This is a genomic window from Sorangium sp. So ce394 (assembly GCF_051474665.1).
GTDB classification, from domain to species: Bacteria; Myxococcota_A; Polyangia; order Polyangiales; family Polyangiaceae; genus Sorangium; species Sorangium cellulosum_D.
The window spans coordinates 1,301,670-1,326,523 of record NZ_CP150339.1 but is presented as its reverse complement, the minus strand read 5'-3'; the positions used below and the strand labels follow the sequence as shown (position 1 = coordinate 1,326,523).

18 protein-coding genes are annotated in these 24,854 nt (G+C 71.0%); 2 read left to right on the top strand and 16 right to left on the bottom strand.

The window, feature by feature from the left end; translation table 11 throughout:
* Window positions 1-162: 162 nt before the first annotated feature.
* Window positions 163-1,401, bottom strand: coding sequence for a YncE family protein (locus tag WMF33_RS04920; RefSeq protein WP_437336043.1), 1,239 nt, complete (start codon window positions 1,399-1,401; stop codon window positions 163-165).
* Window positions 1,402-1,629: 228 nt separating this feature from the next.
* On the opposite strand from WMF33_RS04920, the gene WMF33_RS04915 reads away from it, so the two are divergent.
* Window positions 1,630-2,970 carry an MFS transporter gene (locus WMF33_RS04915; protein WP_437336042.1) on the top strand — a complete coding sequence of 447 codons (1,341 nt, stop codon included), beginning with the start codon at window positions 1,630-1,632 and terminating at the stop codon, window positions 2,968-2,970.
* Between the two features lie 61 nt (window positions 2,971-3,031).
* Here the strand turns inward: WMF33_RS04915 and WMF33_RS04910 are convergent, their stop codons facing one another.
* From WMF33_RS04910 to WMF33_RS04840, 15 genes are all read right to left on the bottom strand, one after another.
* On the bottom strand, window positions 3,032-4,297 hold the full coding sequence (locus WMF33_RS04910; protein WP_437336041.1) for an FG-GAP repeat domain-containing protein: 1,266 nt from the start codon (window positions 4,295-4,297) through the stop codon (window positions 3,032-3,034).
* 267 nt (window positions 4,298-4,564) lie between these two features.
* Window positions 4,565-7,363, bottom strand: coding sequence for a phage head spike fiber domain-containing protein (locus WMF33_RS04905; protein ID WP_437336040.1), 2,799 nt, complete (start codon window positions 7,361-7,363; stop codon window positions 4,565-4,567).
* 312 nt (window positions 7,364-7,675) lie between these two features.
* Window positions 7,676-8,548 (bottom strand): NAD(P)-dependent oxidoreductase, encoded by an 873-nt coding sequence (locus WMF33_RS04900; protein WP_437336039.1) that lies wholly within the window; start codon window positions 8,546-8,548, stop codon window positions 7,676-7,678.
* Between the two features lie 294 nt (window positions 8,549-8,842).
* Window positions 8,843-11,119: a hypothetical protein gene (locus tag WMF33_RS04895; RefSeq protein ID WP_437336038.1), complete on the bottom strand. Its 2,277-nt coding sequence runs from the start codon at window positions 11,117-11,119 to the stop codon at window positions 8,843-8,845.
* Between the two features lie 71 nt (window positions 11,120-11,190).
* On the bottom strand, window positions 11,191-12,096 hold the full coding sequence (locus WMF33_RS04890) for a TauD/TfdA dioxygenase family protein (RefSeq protein ID WP_437336037.1): 906 nt from the start codon (window positions 12,094-12,096) through the stop codon (window positions 11,191-11,193).
* Window positions 12,097-12,152: 56 nt separating this feature from the next.
* Entirely contained in the window at window positions 12,153-13,133 is a 981-nt protein-coding gene (locus WMF33_RS04885; RefSeq protein ID WP_437336036.1) for a quinone oxidoreductase family protein, read from the bottom strand.
* A 29-nt stretch (window positions 13,134-13,162) separates the two neighbouring features.
* Entirely contained in the window at window positions 13,163-14,227 is a 1,065-nt protein-coding gene (locus WMF33_RS04880) for a 3-keto-5-aminohexanoate cleavage protein (protein WP_437336035.1), read from the bottom strand.
* A gap of 128 nt (window positions 14,228-14,355) precedes the next feature.
* A complete protein-coding gene (locus tag WMF33_RS04875) occupies window positions 14,356-15,309 on the bottom strand; it encodes a hypothetical protein (RefSeq protein WP_437336034.1) in 954 nt (317 codons plus the stop codon).
* A 58-nt stretch (window positions 15,310-15,367) separates the two neighbouring features.
* Window positions 15,368-16,297: a hypothetical protein gene (locus tag WMF33_RS04870; RefSeq protein WP_437336033.1), complete on the bottom strand. Its 930-nt coding sequence runs from the start codon at window positions 16,295-16,297 to the stop codon at window positions 15,368-15,370.
* A gap of 92 nt (window positions 16,298-16,389) precedes the next feature.
* Window positions 16,390-18,177: a M23 family metallopeptidase gene (locus WMF33_RS04865; RefSeq protein ID WP_437336032.1), complete on the bottom strand. Its 1,788-nt coding sequence runs from the start codon at window positions 18,175-18,177 to the stop codon at window positions 16,390-16,392.
* 192 nt (window positions 18,178-18,369) lie between these two features.
* The gene (locus WMF33_RS04860; protein WP_437336031.1) at window positions 18,370-20,076 is read right to left on the bottom strand and encodes a TolB family protein; all 1,707 of its coding nucleotides are present in this window, start codon (window positions 20,074-20,076) and stop codon (window positions 18,370-18,372) included.
* A gap of 25 nt (window positions 20,077-20,101) precedes the next feature.
* Window positions 20,102-20,851, bottom strand: coding sequence for a hypothetical protein (locus tag WMF33_RS04855; RefSeq protein ID WP_437336030.1), 750 nt, complete (start codon window positions 20,849-20,851; stop codon window positions 20,102-20,104).
* Window positions 20,848-21,543, bottom strand: a complete 696-nt coding sequence (locus WMF33_RS04850; RefSeq protein ID WP_437336029.1) for a hypothetical protein — start codon at window positions 21,541-21,543, stop codon at window positions 20,848-20,850. The genes WMF33_RS04855 and WMF33_RS04850 overlap by 4 nt, the downstream gene beginning before the upstream one ends.
* A 224-nt stretch (window positions 21,544-21,767) precedes the next feature.
* On the bottom strand, window positions 21,768-22,334 hold the full coding sequence (locus tag WMF33_RS04845; protein WP_437336028.1) for an RNA polymerase sigma factor: 567 nt from the start codon (window positions 22,332-22,334) through the stop codon (window positions 21,768-21,770).
* Between the two features lie 36 nt (window positions 22,335-22,370).
* Window positions 22,371-23,264 carry a hypothetical protein gene (locus WMF33_RS04840; RefSeq protein WP_437336027.1) on the bottom strand — a complete coding sequence of 298 codons (894 nt, stop codon included), beginning with the start codon at window positions 23,262-23,264 and terminating at the stop codon, window positions 22,371-22,373.
* Window positions 23,265-23,704: 440 nt separating this feature from the next.
* Here WMF33_RS04840 and WMF33_RS04835 point away from each other — a divergent pair, with 440 nt between their 5' ends.
* Complete coding sequence (locus WMF33_RS04835) at window positions 23,705-24,835, top strand: beta-ketoacyl-ACP synthase III (RefSeq protein WP_437336026.1); 1,131 nt, start codon at window positions 23,705-23,707, stop codon at window positions 24,833-24,835.
* Window positions 24,836-24,854: the final 19 nt, after the last annotated feature.

Sequence of the window (24,854 nt, the reverse complement as noted above, 5' to 3'; positions counted from 1 at the left end):
GCGCGCGCCTCTGGCCCCTAGGTGAGAACCGAACGTCCGCGCGGCGACGAGGCAAGGAGACATTCGTCCGTTATAACGGAAGACAGGACGCTATACAAGACGATTTTCACGTCCCGAGCCGATCGGCCAGCGACCCGGGTTGCCGGTGGCGCCGTCGGGCCCTCATCGCGCCCCCGCCGCGACGCGCGCGAACGCGTCGGGGAAGAGGCCCACCTCGGCCTCGCTGCGCGTCTCCAGCGTCTCGGGATCGAGCCGGAGCACCTTGCCCGGCGTCACGGTCTGGTCGCCCTCGCAGACGATGAAGAGCCCGTGCTCCTCGTCGAGCGCCGCGAGGTGCGGCCTGAAGCACTCCTCGCTGATGTTCCGGGAGACGGCGCCGCGGGCGTCCGCGGTCATCCCGATCCGCGCGATCGTGTCGGGCACCTGCGTCGGCACGTAGATGGCGCTCCCGTCAGGGGTCCACGCGGCGAAATAGGGCGCGCCGATCGTGAGGATCGTCTTTTCCTCGTCGAACGTCCCCGACGCGACATCGAAGAAGCGCACTTCCCTGCTGTCCGTGTTGCTCACGGCGATGGTCTTCTGATCGGGCGACATGACGGCGGCGTAGGGCCCGTAGGACGACGCGTGGGCGTCGGACGAGAGCGGCGGCCCGACCGGGACGAGCTTCACCTCGGCGTCCGGGTCCGTCAGGTCGACGATCGCGAGGGCGTCGTCGCCATAACAGGCCACATAGGCCCGGGCGCCGTCCGGCCGCGAGAGGGCGATCCCGTTCGCGGCCTTGCAGACCGGGATGCGCGTCGGCGCGGCAGAGCCATGAGGCAAGATCGCGTCCGGATCCACGACCGCGAGCGAGGAGCGCGCCGCCTCGAGGTCGTCCGGGTTGTCGAGCGCGCGCTTGAGATCGAAATGAGAGACCACCACGCGCCGGCCGTCCTCCGAGATCGCGATGTCGCCCGGGTTGGCCTCGACGCGCACCTGCCCGAGGATGCGCAGATCGTCGAGCGCGAGCTTCTGGACATAGCCGGCCACCGCGCTCCCGCCGTGCACCGCGTGGGGGCCGCTCGATCCGGCGGTGTCGGGGTACGACAGCGCGATGTAGAGCGCGCCGCCCGCGGCGTCCACGGCCACGCGGTGAGGCCCATCGATCGTCACGGGCTCGCGGCCCACGGGGCGGACGCCGAACCGCTCCCCGGTCTCGAGCGCGATGAGGGAGATCGTATCGGAGAGGCTATCGGTCACCACGCCCATCCCGCCCTCCGGGATCGCGATCTCCGGACGCCGGTTCGGATAGGGGTCGCCCTCGTAAGCACCGTAGCGAACTTCGATGATGGGATCGGGGTCGCTGCAGCTCGCCAGCGCCGCCGCCGCGAGCGCGCAACCCAGGAATCGCGCGATGACCATGGATGACCTCGAGACGAGCGCCGCCAGCCCGGCCCCGCCGCATCCTAGCAGCCGCCCGCGCTGGACGCGGCTCGCCGTACCACGGATCCGCCCGCCCGTGCGCGCCGTGGCGCTGGGCGACCGGCGGCCGCGAGGTGCTGCACCCGGGGAACCAAATTGCGCTGCCACGGGCGCCCGCGGCCGCCCGGGCCGGCGCCGCGCCGCGCCCCGGTGCTAGGCTCACGCCTCGTGGATTCACCCGCTCGCACGGCTCCCAACGACTCGACGCTCGCCGTGATGGGGCGCGCGCTCCGGCACCGCAACTACCGCCTCTTCTTCTTCGGTCAGGGCGCGTCGCTCATCGGCACATGGCTGACGCGCGTCGCCACGAGCTGGCTCGTCTACCGCCTCACGAACTCCGCGCTGCTCCTCGGCGTCGTCGGGTTCGCCGGCCAGATACCCACGTTCCTCATCGCCCCGATCGCCGGCGTCCTCGTCGATCGCTGGGATCGCCACCGCGTCCTCGTGATCACGCAGGTGCTGGCGATGGTGCAATCGGCGCTGCTCGCCGCCTTCGCGCTCACGGGCACCATCACCGTGTGGCACGTCCTCGTCCTGGCCGCGTTCCAGGGGGTGATCAACGCCTTCGACACCCCGGCGCGGCAGGCGTTCGTCGTCCAGATGGTCGAGGCGCGCGAGGACCTCTCCAACGCCATCGCGCTGAACTCCTCGATGGTCAACGGCGCTCGGCTGCTCGGCCCCTCGATCGCCGGCGTGCTCATCGCCGCCGTGGGCGAAGGCTGGTGCTTCGCCATCGACTCCATCAGCTACCTCGCCGTCATCGCCTCGCTCCTCGCGATGCGCATCGCCCGCCCGGAGCGGCGCGCGGCCAAGCGCGGCGACGTCCTCGCCGACCTGCGCGAGGGGTTCCGTTACGTGTCCTCGTTCGCGCCCATCCGCGCGATCCTGCTGCTGCTCGCCGTGGTGAGCCTGACCGGCATGCCCTACACGATCCTCATGCCCGTGTTCGCGGGCGAGGTGCTGCACGGGGGCGCGTACACGCTCGGGCTACTGATGGCGGCGTCGGGGGTCGGCGCGGTCGCCGGGGCGCTCTGGCTCGCCTCGCGGCGGAGCGTCCTCGGGCTCGGGCGCGCGCTGTGGATCGCCGGCGCGCTGTTCGGCCTGGGCCTCGTGGGGTTCTCGTTCTCGCGCTCGGTGTGGCTGTCGGCGCCGCTGCTGGCGCTCATCGGCGGCGGCATGATGGTGCAGATGGCGGCCAGCAACACGCTCCTCCAGACGATCGTCGAGGAGGACAAGCGCGGCCGCGTCATGAGCTTCTACACGATGGCCTTCTTCGGCATGGCCCCGTTCGGCAGCCTGATCGCCGGCTGGCTGGGCGGCCGCATCGGCGCGCCGGCGACCGTGCTGTGGGGCGGCGTCGCGACGCTCGCCGCGATCGGCGTGTTCGTGCGCAAGCTGCCGGAGCTGCGGCGGCTCACCCGGCCGATCTACGTGCGGCTCGGCATCCTGCCCGAGATCGCCGAGGCCCTGGGCCAGACCACCGAGATGACGTCGCCGGCCAAGGAGTGAGAGGAGCGCGAGAGGTCGAAGCGAGCCTCGGGTCAGCGCTCGAGGGCGCCACGCCGGGCGATCAGGGAGCCCAGAGCAGGACAGCCAGATCGCCGGTCTCGCCCCGGGTGACCAGGAGGTCGGGGCGAGCGTCGCCGTTCATGTCGGCCACGGCGAGCGAGAGCAGCTCGGAGCCGACCTGGATCGCGGGCGCGGGGCCGAACGTGTCGCCCTCGCCGATCAACACGTTCACGCTGTCTCCCTGGAGGACCAGCACGTCGTCGCGCTCCCCATCGCCGTCGAAGTCGGTCACCACCGGCGACAGGAGGGGCGCCTCGAACATCCACTCTTCCTGGGAAAAGGTCGCCGCGTCGCCCGCGCCGAGCAGCAGCGAGAGCGACGCGTAGTTCACCGCGACAAGGTCCTGGTTGCCGTCCGCGTTCAGATCGCCTGTCGCGATGGCGGAGGCCCCGGTGTTCGCCACCGACACGGGCGTGGGGAACGACCCGTCCCCCTCGTTGCGGATCACCACGGTAGAGGACAGATCCGCGTCCACCGCCCCGCCCGCCAGGTCGAGCTCGCCGTCGCCGTCGAGGTCGACGAGCGCCGGCGCGTCGAGCGCGCGCACGCTCTCGCTGGTGAAGCTGCCGTCTTCGCCCCGCCGGATCAGCCAGGCGGACAGCTCGGAGCTCTGGGAGGCGTAGATCTCGGCGCGCCCGTCGCCGTCGAGATCGCCCAGCGCCGCGTGCGCCATCATCGGCTCGTGGAGCCCGTCGTCGGGCACCTCCAGCGCCACGACCGGGGCGTCGAACGTCCCGTCGCCCAGCCCCGGGTAGACCTCCACCGCGGCGCACGGAAAGGCGTCGCAGCCCCGGATGGTCACCAGGTCGAGGGCGGGGTCGGCGTCGATCGCGGCCAGGAAGACGCCCGAGGGGGCGCCGCCGAGCTCGATGGTGTCGACGGGCTCGAGCGCGCCGTCGCCCTTGTTGCGCAGCGCCACGGCGGACGCGCCCTCGACGCCCGCGAGGACCACGTCGTTCGCGCCGTCGCCGTCGAGGTCGCCGACGGCCACGAGGCGCGCCTTGTCCCCGCCGCTCGCAGGGTAAGCGCCCGCCAGCTCGTATCCCCCCTCTCCCCCGCCCGCGCCGCCTCCCTCGCCCGCATCCCCTCCCGCGCCTGCGCCGCCCTCCGCGCCTGCGCCGCCTTCCGCGCCTGCGCCGCCTTCCGCGCCTGCGCCGCCTCCCGCGCCGCCGGCATCCGCGGGCGACGTCGCCTCGTCGCTGCACCCGCCCAGGATCGAGCCCAGCGCCACGAGAGCTCCCCAGATCATCCCCATTCTCTTCGGCATCGTCGGCATCCCTCCTCGGTACTCTACCCGCGCGCGTCCGTTCGATCGACCGTGCGCCGCGGGCCATCCACAACATCATCGGCGGCCGCGTCCACGAGCAGCGGCGCCTTCGCGGCGCTCGCTGCTCGTGGACGCGTGGCGCAGCCCACGCCTCGCTCCCGCTGGCGGGACGCCCCTCGGCTGCCTGGAGGCGAAAGGCGCTGTTCGGCGCACTTCGCCCCTCACCCCCTGGTGGACGTGAGGAGGCGAGCGGGAGACCTCAAGTCGTCACGCGAGCACGTGGTAGTTGATCCTGTATTTCTTGCCGGCCGCGAGCGCCGCCCCGTTCGTCGACCAGGCCACCGTGAAGTCCGTGCTGCTCGACGCGCTGAGGCGCGCCTGCGCCGTCCCCGCCCAGGCCTGGTTCCCGTCGGCGAGCGTCGCGATGACGACGGGCGCGTTGCCCGTCGCGTAGTCGCTCCCCACGAAGGCGACGGTGACCGAGCCCGCGCTCGACGCGCCGGCAGAGCCGGCCGTCAGCTCGATGGTCCCGGACACCTGGGTAGAGCCGACCACCAGGGCGGCGCTCCCGCCCGTGCCGAGCCCCGACGGGGTCCCCTGAATGCTCGGCGCGCTCGTGCCGGCGCGGCGGCTCGTCTTGATCGCCGTGAAGATGGCCGCCTGTTCGAACCGGCTCCCGGCGGTCTTGTCGTACGCCGACTGCGTGCCCGGGTTCGGGAGGTAATCCGCGTCGAGCTCGGACACCTGGGGCCCGAACAGGGTCACCTCGCCCTGGAGCCGGTCGAAATAGCCGGGATAGAAATGCAGCCTGTACGTGTGCCCGGCGACGATGCCGTTGGTCACGAGCTTGTATTTCTTCCACTGATTGCCCAGGTTGACCGTGAACATGTCGCCCGCGGTCGTCGAGTCCGTGAGATCGCGCATCGACACCACCATGGTCGCGGCGTCCGCCGTCGACCCGGCCGGGATCCTCGCCCAGAACGTGATGAACAGCCGCGTGCCGGTCGCCAGCGCGCTCGACGGGTTGACGATATCGACGACGCTGGCGATGTACTGGCTGCTCGTCGTTCCTCCCAGCGTGACCTTGAACGCGCGGGCGCCGCCGAACGGATCGGCCTCCCCCGACGCGACGACGATGCTCCCGTTCTTGGTCCACCCGTCGAGCTGCTCGGATTTGTGCAGCCGGTTGATGAGGTATCTCGTCTCCACCTGGCGCGCCTCGCCGTCGACGCGCTCGAGCGCGGACCCGGCGCTCGGCCGGACGACCGAGAACTCTCGGCCCTCGTTGACGAACTCCCTGTACCCGCCGCCCCGCGGCGCGATGACGTGGTTGTTCGCGAAGATCGACCCGCCGTAGGAGCCATCGACCCGGCTCTGGGCGTCCTTGATGAGGGTCGCGTAGTTCGCGAAGATGTTCTGGCTGATGTCGTGCATGAACCCGGGGTTATCGAGCTCGATCGCGAACGTCTCCGCCGAGCTGACGCCGCCGCCCGTCCCCGAGGTCGCCGTCGTCGCCAGCGCGTACTGGAACGTCGTCGGGGTCACCGCCGTGACGGTGAACTCGCCGTTGAACTCCGCCGGGGTCACGTCGGTGATCGTCACCCGGTCCCCGACGGCGAGGCCCTGGGTGGGCACGGAGCTGAAGGTCGTCGTGTTGAGCGTGACGGTGACGACGTTCGACGACGCCGAGACCGACACGATCGGCGCCGCGTTGCCCAGGAACAGGTTCCCGCGGACCATGAGGGGCCCGCCCACGGTCGCCAGATCCTCGGCTCCTTCCGACCTTCCACGGACCTTGATGCGCACGCGCGCCTTGTTGAAATTCTCTCGCTCGCTCGCGAATCGATTGTCCAGGATCCAGGCGTACCCGCCGGCCTGGCGGTTCCCCCGCTTGTCCTGGCTGGGGACGAGGAGGATGTCCGGCTCCGCGACGGTGTCGTAGATCGGCGCTCGCAGGAAGTAGTTGTTGACGACGCGCACCGCGGGCCCGAGCACCGTGAGCGTCGGGCCGCTGCTCGGGCCTTGCAGCGCCTGCCAGAACCAGTTCTCCTTGATGGACCCGTCCGCGAAGAGCCCGATGTGGATGGATGCCGCGTTGGATTTGAACTGGTTGCCGTTGATCCGGTAGACGTAGACCGAGTCGTCGATGTGGACGGCGGTGCCGCCGAAGTTCTGGATCGCGTTGTGCTCGATGCGGATCAGCCCGTCCTGGAAGTCGAGCGTCGGATACGGGTGGGTCTTGAGCATCATGCTGCCGCTGACGACGGTGCTCCCCGAGTTTCCGCCGTCGAGCGTCATCTGCTCGACCGCGAAATACTCTCTGCCTCGACCGACGGTGTTCGTGAAGTCGCCCGACAGCTCGAAGAGGACGCCGTCCTCGAGGGTCGTCTTGAACGTCGAGGCGTACGGGTCCAGGCCGACGACCGCGAAGTTCGGCCTCGAGGCGCCGCACACCGTCGTGTTCGGCTGGATGTCGAACATCGGGTTGGCGGCCGTCGCGGCCGGGGTGCTCGCCTTGGCCGTGTAGGTCGCCGCGCCGATCAGCAGCGTGACCGGCCGATCCACGATGATCGGCGCGGTGACCTCGACGTTCCCGGTGATCCCGCGCGCGTCGACGACGCCGCCGGTGCACGGGAGCGCGAGGATCGCGTTCCGGATCTGCTCGCCCGCGTTCGCGCCCGGCTGCTCGCTCGCGTGCACCGTCGGCGCGCGGGCGGGGCCGAACATGCGCTGCTTGAAGGTGAGGCTCGTCGTCCCGAGGGTGATCGGGCCGGTCGCCGTGAGCACCCATTCGGTGTTTGCGTACAGCGTCCCTTCGGGGCCCACGCAGACGCTCATCCCGGGGGTGAAATCGCTCGACGCGTCGGCGTCGGGCGCCCGCGCGAGCGTGACGTTCGGCGCCGAGACGGACTGCACGTAATAGATACCGTTCTGCGGCGCATGCGACTGCCCGACCAGCAAGACACGGTCGTCCAACGCGAGCGTCACGCCGTTCTGCACCTGGGATGTCGTGGCGTTGATGTTCGTGGGGATGCAGATCCTGACCGGCTCTTTCCAAGCGCTCATGAAAGGTCCTCTCTGTCGGCTCAACCGCCCTCGCGGCAGATCGCGGCACGAGCGACAGCCCGCCCACCCCTCGATCCAGCCGTCCCGGTTGAAGCGTTGTAAGCATGACCACGCGGAGCGCGCGGCGCAAAGCACCTGAGGACGTACTCCGTCACACCGCACTCCAGCGATCGCTCGCGCACGGCAGCCGGGATGCATCGATGGCGTCGTTCGAAGCGCAGGATAACGACGGACGCGCCGTCAACAGGCGGATCGGCGCTGAACCGCTGTTCGTCAGCGTGACGAATCGAACCGTCGAGCCGCTCCAGCGCGTCAGGCGCCCGCGCGCAGCACCTTGATGAGCGCGGCCGGCGCCTCGCTCCCGTAGCCTGCCGCCATTCCCCTCCTGAAGAGCCCCGCGACGAACGCCGGCAGCTCGTCGTTGATCCCCGCCGCCTTCGCCTGGCGCAGGAGCAGGTCCATGCTCTTCGCGCAGATCTCCAGCGATGCCTCGGGGTTCTCGTAGTCTCCGGCGTGAATGGCGTCGCCACCTCGCCTGACCATCCCGCCGATGGCCGGAGCGGCGCCGGCCATCATGGATCCGAAATGGTCCACGCGGAGCCCCTCGGCCTCGCAGATGCGAGCGCCGTGATAGAAGCCCACGAGTCCCGCGAACAGGTACGAGAGGAACGCGAGGTCCAGCGCGGACGCCCCGCCGACCTGCCCCCCGAGGTACGTCACGGTCCCGACCATGCTCTCGAGGAGCGCCTTGCTCTTCCGGTACGCCGCCTCCGCCCCCGAGACGAGGATGGCGCTCTCGGGCTTCCCTATCTGGTTCGGGATCGCCAGGATGGCTCCGTCGAGGTACTCGATTCCCCGCTGCTTCGCCCATGCCTCGCCCTCGCGGGCATCGTCCGGGCTCCCCGTGCTCAGCTGGATGAGCACCTTGCCGGCGAGGGCGGAGGTCACGTCCGTCGACGCCAGCGCGCGGTACGTCGCCTGGTAGTCGGTGACGCAGACGATGACGACCGCGCTCGCCTGGACCGCAGCTGCGACGCTCGACGCGAGCGCCGCTCCCTCCGCGACGAGCGGCTCAGCCTTCGCGCTCGTCCGGTTCCAGACGGTGACCCGGAAGCCGCCGCGGAGCAGCGCCCGAGCGAGCTCGCAACCCATGAGACCCAGACCGATGACCGAAACGTCGCGCATACGATGTCCTCCATTGGCGCACCCGCAGTCGACGGCGGGCGCCGCTTGCCAGCGGGCCCGCGCGGATGCTCGCCATGAGTGCGTCCTGCGCGAGCCGCCGTCGCGCACGAATGGGTGCTCGGAGAGCACGTTCGGACGATCGTCGCCGAAACGAAGAACGGCGCGTAATCCCGCCGGATCTCGCGGGAACACGTCACCTCGTCGGAATGGGCGGATGACCCGGACGCCGCGCCGGCTCGGCCGAGGTGGGCTATGGCCGCTCGGGTCACAGCCACGCTGCGCCGCCCGCGCCGCTCAGTCGAGCGGCACCGGCCAGGCCGCCGCGTCGACGAGGTAATCGCGCGCGTCGACACCCCGCTCGCGCGCGAGGGTGAGCGGGACGGGCCGGTAGAGCAGCGTGGCCGTGACGTTCGCCGTCCCCGAGCAGCCCGCGGGGACCGCGAAGCCGTGCGAGGTCACCGCGACGTGCCCCGGCGGAATGCGGTTGTCGCTGGCGATGTCGACGGCGCGGTGCTGCGGCGCGTGCCGCGCGCCCGCCGGATCGACGAGCACCTTGGCGAACGTGTAGCCCGCCGCGCCGGCGAACGCGGCCGCCGGTCGCTCGACGTCGACCGGCGGCGCGGGCGCCGGCGCGCCGAGGTAAACGATGTCCCCGTCCTGCGCCGGGATCGCGCCGCTCAGCGCGATCGCGCCGCCGCCCGCCTCGACCACCCGCGCCTCGCCGACCGGCGCGCGGATCTCGAGCCCCTTGTCGGCCGCGTCGAGCGACGGATCCGCGAAGCGGCCGACGCCGGTGTAATCGTCGTACGCGCCGGTGGGGCGGACGACCCGCACCACGTCCCCTGCCCTCGCGCGCGCCGCGCCCTCCGGCCAGGCGAGCGCCGCGCCCGAGAGCCGCGCGCCCTGGCCCACGCGCGCCTCGGCGAGCGCGCCGCCCGTGTCGTGCACCGTCATCCCGCTCGACGGCGCCATGGGCGCGCCGCAGGCCTCCGCGGCGACGAGGAGCACGAGCGCGCGCATCGGCTCCCCGGTCGGGACTGCGTGGCCCGCGAGCTCGCTCGTCAGGGCGACCGTGACCTCGAGCTCGCCCGACGCGACCGAGGCGGCGGCGACGCGGACCTCGACCGAGCCCCGGAGGAGCGGCGGCTCGCCCTGCAGCGGGCCGAGGAAGACGTGCGAGAGGACCGACCCCGGCGGGCGGACGAAGCCGAGCGAGACGCTCGCGTTCGCCTCGGTCGTCACGTCGACGCTGCTCTTCAGCGAGGGGGTCTCCGGCATGTGGCAGGCCTGGCACTGCGACGTGGGGCGGTTCCACGCGCTCCCGGCCCACTCCGAGAACGTCTCGTGGATCGGCAGCCCATCGGGCCAGCGCGCCGGGTCGAGCGCCGCGCCCGGCAGGAGCGCCGCCTGCTTCTGCTCGTGGCAGCCGCCGCAGTACGCCGAGGTCGAGTACTTCGGCTGGTAGCTCCCGCCCATGAACCTGTTCGGCACGTCGGGCCGCGGGCCGAACATCACGTCGAGCAGCTTCGATGCAGGATCGGCGGAGCTCCGCTCCCGCGGGCGCTGGATCATCAGGGCGCCGGCGACCCCGGGCGGCTTGCTCAGATCGACGTCGCGGACCTTGTGGCACGCGTCGCAGTGGTCGCCCTTCTCGAAGGCGATGCCGGTGGCGTCGAGCAGGTCGCGCCCGCCCGCGGGGCCGTCGATCCCCGCGGCGTGGCAGTCGGCGCACGCGCCGAAGGCCGCCGGCCGCTCCGCCGCGGGCAGCGCGGGGTCGTCGCACGACGGCCGCCCCGCGCCGCCGCAGGACGGGTTCAGATCCGGCAGCACGCCGCTCCCGAGGTAGCACCGCATCGCGACGCCGGCCTCGGTCCCCGGGACGCGGCCGGCCTTCCAGCGCCCGCCCGCGGCCGCGCACGACGCCTCGTCGCCGTGCGCCAGCGAGACCCCGGCGTAGACGGCCTGGAGGAGCGGGCGCTTCGCCGACCGCGCGTGCCCCGACTCGAGGAACTGGGCCACGAGCGTCGTGTGGCAGTGATCGCAGAACCGCGTCGAATTGTGGGGATCGCCCTCGCCCGGGTCTCCGTAGGTGTAGCCGAGCGCGTTGTCCGGCGGCGACACGCCGCGCAGGGCGATCTCCACCGGCCCGTCGGGGACAGCCTCGAATTCGATGCCGTCGGTCCGATACCCGATCTTCGCCGCGACCACGGTCGGCTGGCCCGGGATGTCGCGCGTGATCTCGACGGAGAACGCGCCGTCCGGGCCGGTGACCAGGGCCGGCTCGCCGCCGGCCTGCATCACGATGGCGCCCTCGAGCGGCGCCGCGCCGTCCGTGACCACGCCGGTCACAACGAACGAGCGCGGCAACTCCTCCGGGGCGCCGCCGAAGCCGGCGCCGACGCTCACGTAGGTGGTCGTCGCGGACGTCGCGCCGGCGCTGCCCGGCCCGGCGCCGCCCTGGCCGGCCGGAGGCGGCGGCGCCTCCGAGCAAGCGCCGCCGAGCACGCAGGCGGCGAGCGCCGCCGGGAGCGCGGGCGCTCGTCGCCGGGTCAGGGGTCGCGCCGTTCGCATCGCGGGAGATCGGTACGGTAGACCCGGCCAGGCGGCCTGTCGACCGGGCGGCGCTTGCGGGCGCGACGCGGTCAGCAGGGCGGGTCGCCGATGATGGCCGTGCGCTCCATCCTGCGCACCGCAGGCCAGTAATCCTGGACGGCATAATGCTGGGTGCAGCGGTTGTCCCAGATCGCGACGCTGTTCTTCCTCCAGCGAAAGCGGACCTGGTACTCGGGGATCGCCGCCTGGCTGATCAGGTAGCTCAAGAGGTGGCTCGCCCCGGGCGTGAAATCCTGGCCGACGCGCACGTTGTCCGGCGTGTGGAAGTTGACGAAATGCGTGGTGAAGGCGTTGACGAACAGGACCTTCTCGCCGGTCTCCGGATGGGTGCGCACGACCGGGTGCTCGGCGTCGGGGTACCTGTCCCTGAGCGCGTGGCGCTTCTCCATCGCCATCGCGCCGCCGAAGGTGGCCTCGAGGCTGTGCCTCGCGCGGAGCCCGGCGATCCGCTGCTTGATGCGCTCGGGCAAGCGGTTGTACGCCTCGACCATGTTGACCCAGATGGTATCGCCGCCGACCTCCGGCGTCTCGACGCAGCGCAGGACGCAGGCCATCGGCGGCGCCTCGCGCCAGGTCGCGTCGCAGTGATACGAGTTCTCGTAGTGATCCGGCGGGCTGTTCGCGTCCCTGTAGATGCGCACCAGCCCCGGATGATCGGGATCGCTGCCGGCGATGGGGTGGTCCTCGAGCTCGCCCCAGCGCCTCGCGAAGGCGACGTGATCCGCGCGCGTGATGTCCTGGTCGTGCAGGAACAGGACCCGGTGCTTCAACAAGAGCGCCCTGATCTCCGCGAAGAGCGCGTCGTCGCGCGCGGCGTCGGCCAGGCTGACGCCGCCGAGCTCGGCGCCGATGGTGCAGGTGAGCGGTTTGACCTGGATGGAGTCGCGCGCCGGCGCGCGAGCGGCGGCCGATCGGGCAGATACTGAGCTGGTCATTCTCGTCCTCCGGGTTCAGCGTGCGCGGGCACGCGCCCAACAGGCAATCTCATGCGTCAAACGACGAAGATCGAGGATCCGGTCGTCCTGCGCGACTCCAGATCGCGGTGCGCCCGAGCCGCGTCCTCCAGGCTGTAGCGCTGGTTGATCTCGATCCGGATCCGCCCCGCGGCGACGTGGCCGAACAGCTCGCCCGCGAGCTCGCCCTTCTCGACGGGATCGGCGATGTAATCGGCGAGCGCCGGGCGCGTGACGAACACCGACCCCTTGGCCGCGAGCTGGGCCACGTCGAGCGGCGGGACCGGGCCCGAGGCCGTGCCAAAGCACACGAGCAGCCCGCGCCGCCTCAGCGAGGCGAGCGAGCCGGCGAACGTGTCCTTGCCGATGCCGTCGTAGACGACCGACACGCCGGCCCCGCCCGTCAGCTCGCGCGCCCGCGTCGCCACGTCCTCGCGGCCGGAATGGATGACGTGATCGCAGCCGTGGGCGCGCGCGAACTCCCCCTTGGCGTCGCTCGACACCGTGCCGATCACCAGGAGGCCGAGGAGCTTCGCCCACTGCGAGACGATCAGGCCCACGCCGCCCGCCGCCGCGTGCAGCAGGATGCTGTCGCCGGCCTTGAGCGGCCAGATGCGGCGCATCAGGTAAGCCGACGTGAGGCCCCGCATGGTCATCGCCGCGGCGGTCTCGCAGCCGATGCCGTCCGGCAGCCGGATCAGCGGCGCCGCAGGCAGGATCCGCTCGGTGCAGTACGCCCCGAGCGTGTCGAGGAAGCCGGTGTACGTCACCCGGTCGCCCGGCGCGACGTTCATGACGCCCTCACCGACCGCCTCCACCACGCCGGCGGCCTCCACCCCGATGCCGCTGGGGAGCGGCACGGGATAGAGCCCGCTGCGAAAATAGGCGTCGGCGAAGTTGAGCCCCACGGCGACGTGCCGCACGCGAGCCTGGCCGGGACCCGGGCTGCCGACGGCGGCCTCCTCCCAGCAGAGGACCTCCGGCCCGCCGGTCTTGTGAAAGCGGACTGCGTGTTCCATCGAGTCCCCCCAAGGACGCCGCCGCGGCGCTAGGCCGCCACGCGCAGCGGCACCCCTCGCTCGCCCACCTTGCGGTTGGGCGCATAGCCGAGCTTCGCGAGCGTCTCGTCGGCGCTCCGGTACGTCTCGCCGATCTTGTAGATGCGGCGGGCCTCCTTGCCGTCCGCGAGCTCGCGGCCGAGCTCGCGCGCGATGCGGACCGTCTGCTCGATCTGCCGCACGGAGGTCATGCGCTGCCCCTTGCGTCCCCAGAGCGTGTCCTCGATGCCGCAGCGGGCGTGCAGCCCCATCGCGATCGCCATCGTGTTGATCGGCAACACGTTCCGCATGAGGGTCTCCAGCGTCAGGCAGGCGCCGTCGGGCACGCGTCGGATGAACTCCATCATGTTGTAAGGGTTCGGCCCGTCGAACCCGCCGCCGATGGCGACCCACGTGACGTTGAGCGGCCCGGTGTAGACGCCACGGCGGATCAGGCGCTCCACGGTCTCGAGCTGGGGGATGTTGGCGAGCTGAAAGTGAGGCTGGATGCCCGCCCCCGAGAGCCGCCTCAGGTGCTCCTCGACCCAGGCCGGGCCGGCCGGCACGGTCATCTCGCGGTACGCCTCGTGGACGTCCGGCCGCGCGAACGAGCTGCCGGCGACGTCGTCCTCGCTCATCAGCTCGACGACGTTCATCTGGGTCGTGTTGATCGCGATCGTGACCTGATCGGGCTTCGGCGAGAGCTCGGCCAGCCTGTGGCGCGTGTCATCGCTCAGCCATTTCGCCTGCTCCCCTTCGCTCTCCGGGGAGAAGGAGATCGATCCGCCGACCTGCAGGATCATGTCGGGCACCGCGTCGCGCAGGCGCGCCAGCAGCTCGTTGAACATCGACAGCCGCTTCGAGCCCTTGCCGTCCGCGTCGCGCGCGTGCACGTGCACGTGCACCACGGTCGCGCCCGCGTTGTAACAGTCCACCGCTTTCTGGACCTGTTCGGCCATCGTCACCGCGATGTCCTCCGGAAAATCGGCCGGCTCCCACTCCGGCCCGTACGGTGCCACCGTGATGACGAGCTTCTCTTGATTCTCGGGAAACAGGGAATCATCCATAAAATTCATAGGGATCCCTCGCTTCAGGTCGCCGTCGAACCGAGGTGCGGAGGTCGTACGCGTCGGCGCGCCGGAGCACGCCGGTGAGGTCCTCCCTGGTCTCTGGCCTTTGCGAACGCAAGGGCGCCGCTGTCCTGTCAGGGACAGCTCGGCCGCCATGCGTCGTCGGCGAAGTACCTGGCGATGAGATCGTAAAGCGGGCGATCGTACTCGCGCAGCTCCGCGCGGGTGTTGATCTCGTTGTGGATCCCGTTCCCCGGGATCGACTCGATGTTTGTGTCGAACCAGTCCTGGACCCCCTCGGCCCAGTACTCGTCCTTGTTCGTCGCGGCGTAGGTGTTCGCCCATTTTCCGGCCGCCAGCGCGCCCTCGAACGCCTCTTCGAGCTCTCGGTTGAACGTCGGCTCGGCGAAGGCGATGCCCATGATCGCGATGGCGTGCGAGAACTCGTGCACCAGGATGTCCTCGCCCGTGTACCGATCGCTCGGATAACACAGGACGTTCTCCTCGGCGCAGGAGCTCGCCGGGCGCGCGGGGGTCGCGCCGAGGCCGCGGGCCCGTGTGTCCCAGTCCGTCCCCGGGAACGCCTCGTAGAGGTCGCTGTGCTCGGGGATATCGGTCGTCACCTCCGTCTCCGCCATCACGGCGACCCGCGTGCGGTTCTCGATCATCGCCAGACGCACGTCGTCGCGCAGGCCGAGCATGCGGACGACGACCGAGCACGCGCGCAGCAGCGCCGCGTCCGGCGGCCTCTCGGAGCTCACGACGGGGATCCCCGAGGCGTCGACGTACTTCTTGTAGAAAGGGTCGAGCCCCAGCTCGGGTGGCACCTCCGAGACGCTCGCGCACGCGCCCTCGAGCGCGCCTCCGCCTCCCCCGGTCCCGCCTCCCCCACCCTCGGCCGCGGTGCCGGTCGCGGTGCTGGAGGTCGTGCCCTCCGCCGCGCTCGAGCTGGTCTCCGCGGTGCTGCCGGCGCCGCCGCTGCCGGCGGGACCCGCGCCGCCGCCGCCCGCGCTGGCGTCGGGCGGCGACTCCGAACAGGCCGCCAGGGCACAGGCGATCACCGCGACCAACGCGCATCGTCCACGCATGCTCGCGATGGTACACGAGCTCGTGCTAGCGTCCAGGTTGCTCGCGCGCTGGCCGGGGTCATTTCCCGGAGTAGAACGCGATCGCGTGCGGAACGGGCCGGTCGGCCGCGATCCGGGTCGCGCCGTCGACGATCAGCGACGTGCTGCCGCTGCCATCGAGCATAGCCATCTCGCGCGCTCCGAACGCGCTGAGCCTGCTGGCGGCCACGGCCTGCGTGGCCCGCCTCGTCGACAGCACGAGGATGGTCTCGAGGTCGCCGTCGCCGTTGTCATCGCGCACGCCGACCATGGTGCGCTGGATGCTCGCGTATTTGTTCTTGTCCGCGGCGACGTCCAGCGCGCCTACCACGTCCGGCGAGCCGAACGAGGAGCGATCGTACGCGCCGATCCAGGCGCGGCTCATCGGGTTGTTGAACGTGAACAGCTTGACGTTGAAGCGCTCGGGCGCTGGCCCTCCGGGCGCGGCGTATCCATACGAGATATGGGTGCCGTCCTTCTTCAACCCGAAGGCGATCCCCGTGGGGTAGGTGAACGCTCCGAAGGTGCCGCTGACGACCACCCGGAGCTTCCGGGTCGAGGTCTCGTGGCTCCTCGCGTCGGTCCAGTACGCCGTGTACGAGCTCCTCTGGACCAGCCGGTAGTCGGGATCTCCCCCGCTCACCGCGCCGGTGATGTTCCGCGCCGTCGCCTGCCGGAGATCCACGATCGTCACCCATTCGTCTGCGTCGTTCCTCTTGTAGACGCGCACCCCGGAGCTCGGAGCGCTCAGGGCGACCTCGCTGTAGCCCGCGGGGATAGGGACGAGCGCCTCTGATGCCGCGCCGATCTCACCCCCCGCGCCCGCCGCCTCGCCCACCCCGACGGCGCCGTCGTCGGCCGCACCGCAGCCGGCCAGCACGCCGGACAGCCAGGCGAGCCCTGCGAAGATCCGGACCAGAATCGACGCGCGACCGTAGCTGTCTAGCTCGCGCACACCATCGTTGTTCATCGTCTTATCCTCCGTCCAAATTTGAATTAAAATCCGCGTTCGGCGCGTTGCCGCGGCGTCGAGGGTCGAGCGGTCTCAACCCGCCTGTCGCTCTAGAGGCCGACGATCAGGAAATCGTCCACGGCGACCTTCCGGCCGCTCTCGCCGGTGTTGCTCGCGACCTCCAGGGAGTACGCGGCGCCTGCCGCGAGCGCCGCGGTGCCGACGAGCACCCAGGCGTCGTAGCGGATGTTCTGGTTGACCGCGCCGCTGATGACCGCGACGTTCGACGGGTTGTACAGCTTGACAGGCGCCCGCGCGCTGGTCGCGTGGTTCCAGGGGACGAAGGCCCAGAGCTGGTAGATCCGCGAGGAAGAGGGGATGACGGTGTACCGCGCGTAGCTCGTCTTCGATGACGTCGGGGTGGTGACCGCATAGCGGAGATCGTCTTCGTCCCCGACGCCCGGCACGCTGGTCCACGACCCGGAGAACGTGAATGCGTCCTCGTCCACCCGCGTCAAGGCCGCGTAGGACCGGTGCGCGGCGATGAACGGGAAAGGGTCCTGGTACCAGTCGCCGACGTTCGCTTGCGACGACGTGTTGTAGTGGTCGGCGCTGGTCGCGTTCGGGTGATCTTGCTCTCGAATCTCGAAATGCAGGTGACACGACTTCGCCCCGACCCGACCGACGTACCCGAGCGAGGCGCCCTTCGCCACGGCAGCGCCGGTGGAGTAGAAGATGGCCGACGCGTGGCCATACTGGTGCGTCCATGTGCGCAGCGCATAAGCGCTCTGGACGGTGGCCGAGCCCCAGTTCGCAGGGCTCGAATCGGTCACGCATCCGCTCGCCGATGCGACGAAGGGCAGGTCGCAATCGGCGTCCCCGCCGCCGGGGCCGTTGATGTCGAGCCCCGGGTGGTAACCGCCGGTCGAGTCCGGGGACTCCATGAAGGTGTACCCGGAGTGATCGTTCGCCAAGGGGATCATGAAGCCATCCGACGCCACCGGGACCACGCACGCGGCCGCGGATGCCTCGCGCTCGACCGCCGTGCGCTCGCGCTCACCTCGCAGGAGCGTCGCGCGCCGGACCGACCGAGCGAGAGCGTCGTCCTCCGCGCTCAGCGCGAAGCGGAGCCCCGAGAGGCCAGCGAGCTCGGTGGCGACGGAAGCGGCCCTCGGCGGCGGAAGGCCCCGGCTGGCCAGGGCGCAGGGCGCTCCCTCGACGCAGCCGCCCTCGTGCAGCAGCTCGGGGAGCGAGCTCGTGGGCAGCGCGCCGTCGGCCATCGCGTCGAACGCGATCGCGCTCGCGAGGGCGAGCTCCGCGTCTCGGTGGTCCGGGTACCGCCGGACCAGCTCGCGCTGCGCGGCGGCGGCGGCGGCAGGGTCGCCAGCGCCGAGGTGCACGCGGGAGATCTGCCGCAGCGCCACGAGCCCGATGGGGCGCTGCTGCCCGGCGACCTGCACCCCGTGCTCGTCGAGCGCCGCGCCGTACGCGGCGAGGGCGCGCGCGGTGTCCCCCTCGATGGCCGCGGTGTCGCCGTCCCACACGTGCATCAGGCCTGCGCGTTCGGGTTGCTCCGCCCGAACGCGCGCGGTCACGGCGCGCGCGGCGTCGAAATCGCCGAGCATGCGGTGGAGGGCGGTGAGGCCCGACACGCCGGCCCAAGCGTACCAGGTGCTGGGAGAGCGCCCGAGAGCCTCGTAGCAGCGGAGGGCCAGCTCGGTATCGCCGTGCTCCTCAGCGTCGACGGCGGCGGCGAGCAGGGCGTCGTCGGACAGCGACGAACGGGCGCTGTCCGGCGACCCCTCGGAGCTATCGAGCAGATCCGGCCCCCCGGCGCCGCAGCCCGTGATGACGAACAGCAACGAGAGAGAGAGCGAGCGAGCGGGGATCGATTTCATGGCCTGAGCTCCTTCCATTCCGGCGCTCGAGCCCGTGCCCGCTGCGGGCATCGGGTTCACCGGATCGGAACAGCGGAGAGCGTCGCCGCGCACGCGGGGGGCATCCCCGCCATCAGCGCGTCGCTCCTGCCATGAATGCCACGGACGTCGATATCCCTCACGCGATCTTCAGGTCTCGCGCGGGACGAGAGGTCAGCGCAGCTCGACGTCTTCCGGCAGCAGCTCGGCGAGCTGGTCCCAGGAAGGCATGATGTTGCGCGCTTGGTCCGGCTGCCCCGGCAGACGCAACGCTCCGTGCAGCGAGAGGCCGCCGTCGCGGACGACCAGGCCGGTAACGTAGATCTGCTGGAAGGGATCGTGTCTCGGTTGTCCGCGCCGGCCAGAGCTGAATACTATCCAGTAATACGTCTTTCCCTGGTGCCGTCGAGCTTCTTTCGCGAAACGGGCCCAGCTGTTCCTGACTCCCGGGCTCAGGTAGCCCGAGCACGCCGGGGGGTCATTGGCGGAGAGCCGCACGGGCGCGCCACCTCCGGCCGGGATGACGTAGATCTCTGCGTCGAGCGGGCTGTGCGTGCTGTGTGGGCTCGCCGTGCGGGTGAAGGCGATGAGCTCGTCTTCAGGAGAGAAAGCGGGATAGTACTCGTTGAAGGCCGGCTCCGAGGCCCCCGGGACCGGCGTCGCCCGGGGCGACCGCGGGTCGCGGTAGGGGATAGAGTACAGGTCGGTATGGACTACCTCCTCGACGTCGCTCTCGGGATCGTCGCGCCATGACGCATACACGATCCGCGCGCCGTCGTGGCTGAACGCCGGCATCACGGCGGCCGGCGCGGGATCGCCGGTGCGCGCGAGCTGTTCGTAAGCGATACCTGGGCTCCTGGAGACCGCGTCGAGGTTGAACCAGGCGAGCTGGCGCAGCGCCCGGTCGTTCCTGTCGACCCCTGCGCCGATGACGCCGATCGCGACGCGGTCCCCGCCGGCCCAGTGCGCCGGAGAGAAGGCCAGGAAATCGCCGGCGAGGCGGGTGACGATGCTGGCGCCGGGCAAAGAGGGGAAGCTCCCTCCGGGCTCACCGGAGCTCGTGCTCGGCAGGGCGAGGATCTCGTTCCGCCACGGCTCGTCCCGGGCAGCGAAGGACGCGTTGCCCGGCGGGATGGCGTAGCGCACGACCATGGCGCCGATGCCACGACCATCGGGGGTGACCTCATGGCAGCCGATGCACCGGATGGCGGACGAGGTGGCGCCTCCGCGCTCGGACCCGGGGATCAGCTCGACGGACGGAATCCCTCCAGATGCGACCGCCACGCCGTGGATCGCGGCGTTCTGCCGATCCGGATCGGAGCTCGTGAAGAGGACGCGACCGCCGGCCTCGACCGGAGCGATCGTGAACGTGGCGGTCGAGCCGCGCGCCGGCGGCCCCGCGAGGCGCTCTCCATCGAAGATGGCGCCGCGGACCGAGACCACGACGGGGTGATCGCGGAGCATCGCGGTCATCCTCGTCCATAGGTCGCGAGGCACGCTCGGGCGAGGGCTCGGGGTGTACAGGACGAGCTCGTTTGCAGCGGCCTCCGCGTGTAGCCGGATCTCGAAGAGGTTCTGCGACGCCGGAGCGACGAGCTCGATCTCGAGCGGTGCCCAGTCGAGCGGCACCAGCGCATCGGGCTCGGGGCTCAGCAGGCAGGGGCCGCCGTCCGGGAGCCCGCTGTCCGGTGGACCGAACAGGTCCGGCGCGCTGCCCGGGGCGCCGGGGAGGAGCACCGGTGCGGGAGGGAACACGCCCGCAGGATCCGCGGGAGGACCGCCGGGGCTCGCGGGATCCAGCGTGGAGCCCTCGGCGCAGCCGGCGGCGACCGGGGGCAGCGCGGCGAGCGTCAAGGCCACGCGCAAGCGGGAAGCGTGCATGGACAGAGCTCCTCGTTGCTTGGGGTCACGGGCATGGGAACTCGGGTGGACAGGTGCCGACCTCGGGACAGGCGCCCGTCTCGGGGATGCAGTTGCGCAGGAGGGGGATCGCCGACGAGGCTCGGAGCGACTCGTAACCTGGAACAGACTCGGCGACCCAGAAGATCTTCTCCAGGCCCTCGCACCAGCAAGGGTCATAAGGACAGATGGACAGGTCGAGGTGATGCGTCTTTGCGTCGAGGACGCCGTGCTGCACCTCCTTGGGGACATTGGCGACATCGGCTTGGCACTGGGAATCGCCCTCGACGGCAGAGCCGACGTACAACGTGAGCTGCACGCCGGGATCCAGCTCCGCGCCGTCGGCTCGCCGGACGTAGACCCGGAGCAGGTTGCCGAGCCGCTGCGACGCGATGGACAGGCCTACCGGGTCGCCGGGATCGCCGCTGCATCCCGCAGGGCCGAACCCCTCTCCTGGGGCCGCCGGGTCATACTCGTGTGCCAGGATGGAGAACTGGGACTCCTCCGTGCACGCGCCAGCAGGACCGGAGAGCGCCCCGCCCTGACCGCCCGCGCCGTCGTCCAACGCCTGCCCTGCCCCCGTCCCTGACGCAGACCCGCCAGCGCCGCCCTGCCCTGGTTGAGCCGGCCCGGGCAAGATGCCGAGCGTCTGAGGCCCGTCGCACGAGAGGACGGCGAGCAGCAGGGCAGCCTCCGCCGCGCAGCCGCGCCGCCCCCCTCCCCGCTCCTGAATCCGTCGGTGGTCGGTAGCTCTCATGGTTTCCCCCTGACGTCGCGTCCGGCGATCCTCCGGATATCCGCCGCAGAATGGCTGTCCGGATAGCGACGCAAAAATCGCTTGGCGCGGAGCCTGGCGTCGTCCTCCAGGCCGATCTCGACGAGCGCGTGGATTGCAATCACCTCCCGCTCTTCGGCGAGCGCACCGTTCGGGAAGCGTTGCTGGCCCTCCTCCACCATGAACAACGCTTGCTCCGGGTCCCGCGCCAGGAGCGCGTGAGCTCGCGCAAGGTGGGCGATCTCCTCCGAGAGGGGGTTCGGAGCCGGCCGCGATGCCGTCGCGGTGGCCTCGGGCGGCGACGCGGCGGGCTCCGGCGCAGCGGGCTGTCGCGCGGCGGCGGCGACCCCGGGCGAAGCGGCGGATGCCGCTACGTCCGACGAGCCCGCGGCGGGCGCCCTCGGCACGGCGCGGCGCACGGGAGGACGCGCAGGGGCAGCCGCGGCAAGGCCGGGCAAACCGAGCCGACCGTCTCCGAGCGCCACGCCATCCTTCATCACGAGGCGAGGCCCCGCTGCCGGCGAGGTCGGCGTGGAGCTGGCCGCAGCGCGCGCTTCCAGCGCCGCGGCGTACGCGGCCAGCCCGTTCCTCGCGGCCGGCGGACGCGCGTCGTCCCGCCCGAGCCAGAATGCGGCGCCGCCGAGGCACGCCGCCGTCACGGCGGCGAGCAGCATCTTCGCGCCGGCGCCCAGGACCACCTTGGCCGGCGCGCCGCCCGCCGCAGCCGCGCTGGGCGCCGGCGGCGCGCCGGGCGGCCCTGCCTTGATGGCAGCTTGCAGCTTCGCGAGCCCGATCTGGACGTCGTAGTTCACCCAGGGCGCGGACACCGCGCGTTCCATGGCGCTTCGCAAGGCATCGGGCGTGGACGGATCGTCCACCAACCGGGTGGGCTCGCTCGTCATCCCGCCCTCCTCTCGAGCGCCGAAAGCGGCCGGGGCGCGTGCGGCTTCGTCTCCGCGCGCTCGAAGGCCTCCTTCACCTTGCGCCGGGCCGAGTGGAGCCGCGAGTCCACAGTGCCCACGGGGATGTCCAGCGCCTGAGCGATGGCCTCCCGGGGCTCGCCCTCCAGCTCGTACATCACGAAGACGACGCGATGCGCGAAGTCGAGCACGTCCAGGGCAGCCGCGAGTCGCCGCAGATCCTGGACGGTCACGGCGGCTTCGAGCGGGGTCGCGTCATCGGAGATCGCCGACGCGATGACGGTCTCGCTGCCGGTGACACCGCCGCGCCGGCGCGCCTTACGGGCGCCTTGCGCGACCCTCACCGCGATGGTGCCCAGCCAGGTGGTCGGGCGCGCCGGGCCCGGTCTGTACCCACCGTGCGCATGGACCACGAGAAAAACTTCCTGGACGAGGTCTGCGATGTCCTGAGGATCGGCCCCGAGTCGCGCAAGGAAGCGCGCCACGAAGTAGGCGTGCTCCTGGAAGAGCGCCTCGGTGCTGATGGGTACCTCCGGTTGTTCCATCGAACCGGACATGGATGGCGGGTCGATCCCAAACCTTCACCAGAAATTGACCGAAGCCCCCAGGTTGACGGCCAGCCCGGCCACGCCGGCTCGCCATTCCAGCGGTGGCGTTTGGGGATCCCGTTGCTGCACACGGAAATACGGGGAGTCGATGCTGGCGAGCCCATCTACAGAGGCATCCATGTTGAGCGGACCGAGCAGTTGCACCTGCGCTCCAATGCGAGCGGCGAGAGCGATCCAGCTGTGGTTCACCGGTCGGTGCTCTTGCAATCCGCGGCTCTCAGCGTGGACTCGCCCGGCCACGCCGCCGACGCACCCTCGGAGGCGGACAGCGGACACCGAACGACCGAGGCAGCCATCGACGCGGCCGGCGACGAGCTGGAGCGCCGAGGGCCCCGCCGAGGGATCAGCGAACAAGGAAGCGAACGTCGTCGGGGTCCACATCCCCGAGATCCGGACGGAATAGGCCGCCGCCCATGTGAGATCGACGGCGGGCGACAGCACGAACGCCGCCCGCGATAGCGGGCCGAGGAGCATGCCGCCCTCCAGCGACGCTCCAGCGTCGACAGGCGGTCGCCTGTCCGGGGCGGATGACGGGCCGGAGGCATCCCTCGGGGGAGCCGGCCGCTGCGCGGGCGCTGCTTCGCCGGGCGGGAGCCTCCTCAGGTGGACGGCCATGGGCGCCACCACGGCCTCGATGCGCTCTTCACAAGGCGCTTCACGGTCCACGTGAAGCGCGCGCGGCTGTCGCGGCCCCCGGCCGCCCTGCGAGACGAAGAAGCTCACGCTCTCTTCCGTCTCGGTCACCTCGATGAGAATCCGGCCATCCACTTCCGACCTGCCGAGATGCGCCCTGAGCCGGGCAGCGATGGCCTGGCGCTCGAGGCACCGGCCGCTCGTCACATCGAGGACGTCCTCGATGGGCCGCATCGGTGCTGGTGCAGCATGCGCCACCGGGGACGCGACAACGGACGTCATCAGCGCCGCAGCCGCGCATCTGCCGCGAACCGCAGAGCTCGGTCGCATTTTCATCGTCCATGGCGTCGTCATCGAAACCACTCCTCGGCAATCGGCGTGCACCGACGCGGTTGTCGATAAGGCCGCTCCATACCCGATCGCTCCCCGATTCGCATCCAACCTGCACAGGAGGGCGCCTCGCGCCACGTCCTCGGCCCGGCGGCACGGAAACACCGAGGGGTCTCGGGAGGCGCCCGGGCTGCTCCCGCAGGTTCCGGCCAAGACGGACGTACGAGAGCGCAAGGACGCTACCGACGGGACATCGTTGGAACTCGGCCCGCCAAGGGCGACTGAGGTAGTGTTGCTGGCCGCCGTGACGAGCTCCCAGCCCATCGCTGCCGCGAAGAGGGATCATGGATCGTTCCGTCTACATCACCAGCACTGGCGCTTTCTTGCCTGGCAAGCCGGTCCCCAACGACGAGATGGAGCAGTACATCGGCAAGATCGACGACAGGCGCTCCAGGCTCGGGCGCTTCGTCCTCCGGCAGAACGGCATCAAGACACGTCATTACGCGGTGACGCCGGACGGGGCGCACCTCCACACCAGCGCGGACATGGCGGCTCGCGCGATCCGGGACGCGCTCTCCCGCAGCGAGATCGCCGCGGAGAGGCTCTCCTTCCTGGCGGCGGCCACCACGCAGGGCGACCTCCTCGTCCCCGGCTTTGCCAGCGCGGTCCACGGCGAGCTCGGCCTGCGGCCCATGGAGATCGCCAGCTTCCAGAGCGTCTGTGCCAGCAGCATGATGGCGTTCAAGTCCGCCTACCTCCAGCTCAAGGCGGGCGAGCACGACTGCGGCGTGGCCTGCGCCGCCGAGCTCTCCAGCCGCTTCTTCCGGCCCGGCTTCTACGCCGGTCGGGCGCAGGAAGGCGAGGGCTCCTCCGCCCTGATGGAGACCGAGTTCCTCCGCTGGACCCTCTCCGACGGGGCCGGCGCCTGGCTCCTGGAGACCCGGCCGAACGAAGGGCGCCGCTCCCTGAGGGTGGACTGGATCGATCTCTGCTCCTACGCCGACCGCTTCGACCCCTGCATGTACGCGGGGACCTCCAGGAACCGAGCGGGCGAGAGGAAGCCCTGGAGTCACTACGACAGCCCCGCGCTCGCGGCGCAGGAGGGCGCCGTCGTCCTCAAGCAGGACTTCGAGCTGCTTTACCGCATGTTCCCCGTCTGGGCGAAGCACTACCTCGAGCTCGTGGATCGGCGGCGGCTGAGGCCCGGGGCCATCGACCACTTCCTCGCGCACTACTCGTCCCACTCTCTCCGCGGAGAGATGGTCAAGCTGCTCGCGAAGACCGGCGCGATGGTGCCCGAAGCTCGCTGGTTCACGAACCTCTATTCCCAGGGGAACACGGGGGCCGCATCCATCCTCCTCATGCTGCACCAGCTGATCGAGGAGCGGGATCTGCAGCCGGGCCAGCAGGTCCTCGGCTTCGTCCCGGAGAGCGGCCGCTGCGTCATCGCCTTCATGCTGCTCACCGTCGTCTGACCCGCCGTCATCCCCAGGG

What these genes read in the sequence shown, in the direction of transcription:
- WMF33_RS04850 (WP_437336029.1), bottom strand. Translation starts at nt 21,543, where the DNA reads ATGCTGCTCGCCGCCGTGACGGCGGCGTGCCTCGGCGGCGCCGCATTC.
- WMF33_RS04890 (WP_437336037.1), bottom strand. Translation starts at nt 12,096, where the DNA reads ATGACCAGCTCAGTATCTGCCCGATCGGCCGCCGCTCGCGCGCCGGCG.
- WMF33_RS04840 (WP_437336027.1), bottom strand. Translation starts at nt 23,264, where the DNA reads ATGCGGCCCATCGAGGACGTCCTCGATGTGACGAGCGGCCGGTGCCTC.
- WMF33_RS04920 (WP_437336043.1), bottom strand. Translation starts at nt 1,401, where the DNA reads ATGGTCATCGCGCGATTCCTGGGTTGCGCGCTCGCGGCGGCGGCGCTG.
- WMF33_RS04875 (WP_437336034.1), bottom strand. Translation starts at nt 15,309, where the DNA reads ATGCGTGGACGATGCGCGTTGGTCGCGGTGATCGCCTGTGCCCTGGCG.
- WMF33_RS04880 (WP_437336035.1), bottom strand. Translation starts at nt 14,227, where the DNA reads ATGAATTTTATGGATGATTCCCTGTTTCCCGAGAATCAAGAGAAGCTC.
- WMF33_RS04855 (WP_437336030.1), bottom strand. Translation starts at nt 20,851, where the DNA reads ATGAGAGCTACCGACCACCGACGGATTCAGGAGCGGGGAGGGGGGCGG.
- WMF33_RS04895 (WP_437336038.1), bottom strand. Translation starts at nt 11,119, where the DNA reads ATGCGAACGGCGCGACCCCTGACCCGGCGACGAGCGCCCGCGCTCCCG.
- WMF33_RS04885 (WP_437336036.1), bottom strand. Translation starts at nt 13,133, where the DNA reads ATGGAACACGCAGTCCGCTTTCACAAGACCGGCGGGCCGGAGGTCCTC.
- WMF33_RS04900 (WP_437336039.1), bottom strand. Translation starts at nt 8,548, where the DNA reads ATGCGCGACGTTTCGGTCATCGGTCTGGGTCTCATGGGTTGCGAGCTC.
- WMF33_RS04845 (WP_437336028.1), bottom strand. Translation starts at nt 22,334, where the DNA reads ATGGAACAACCGGAGGTACCCATCAGCACCGAGGCGCTCTTCCAGGAG.
- WMF33_RS04870 (WP_437336033.1), bottom strand. Translation starts at nt 16,297, where the DNA reads ATGAACAACGATGGTGTGCGCGAGCTAGACAGCTACGGTCGCGCGTCG.
- WMF33_RS04905 (WP_437336040.1), bottom strand. Translation starts at nt 7,363, where the DNA reads ATGAGCGCTTGGAAAGAGCCGGTCAGGATCTGCATCCCCACGAACATC.
- WMF33_RS04860 (WP_437336031.1), bottom strand. Translation starts at nt 20,076, where the DNA reads ATGCACGCTTCCCGCTTGCGCGTGGCCTTGACGCTCGCCGCGCTGCCC.
- WMF33_RS04910 (WP_437336041.1), bottom strand. Translation starts at nt 4,297, where the DNA reads ATGCCGAAGAGAATGGGGATGATCTGGGGAGCTCTCGTGGCGCTGGGC.
- WMF33_RS04835 (WP_437336026.1), top strand. Translation starts at nt 23,705, where the DNA reads ATGGATCGTTCCGTCTACATCACCAGCACTGGCGCTTTCTTGCCTGGC.
- WMF33_RS04865 (WP_437336032.1), bottom strand. Translation starts at nt 18,177, where the DNA reads ATGAAATCGATCCCCGCTCGCTCGCTCTCTCTCTCGTTGCTGTTCGTC.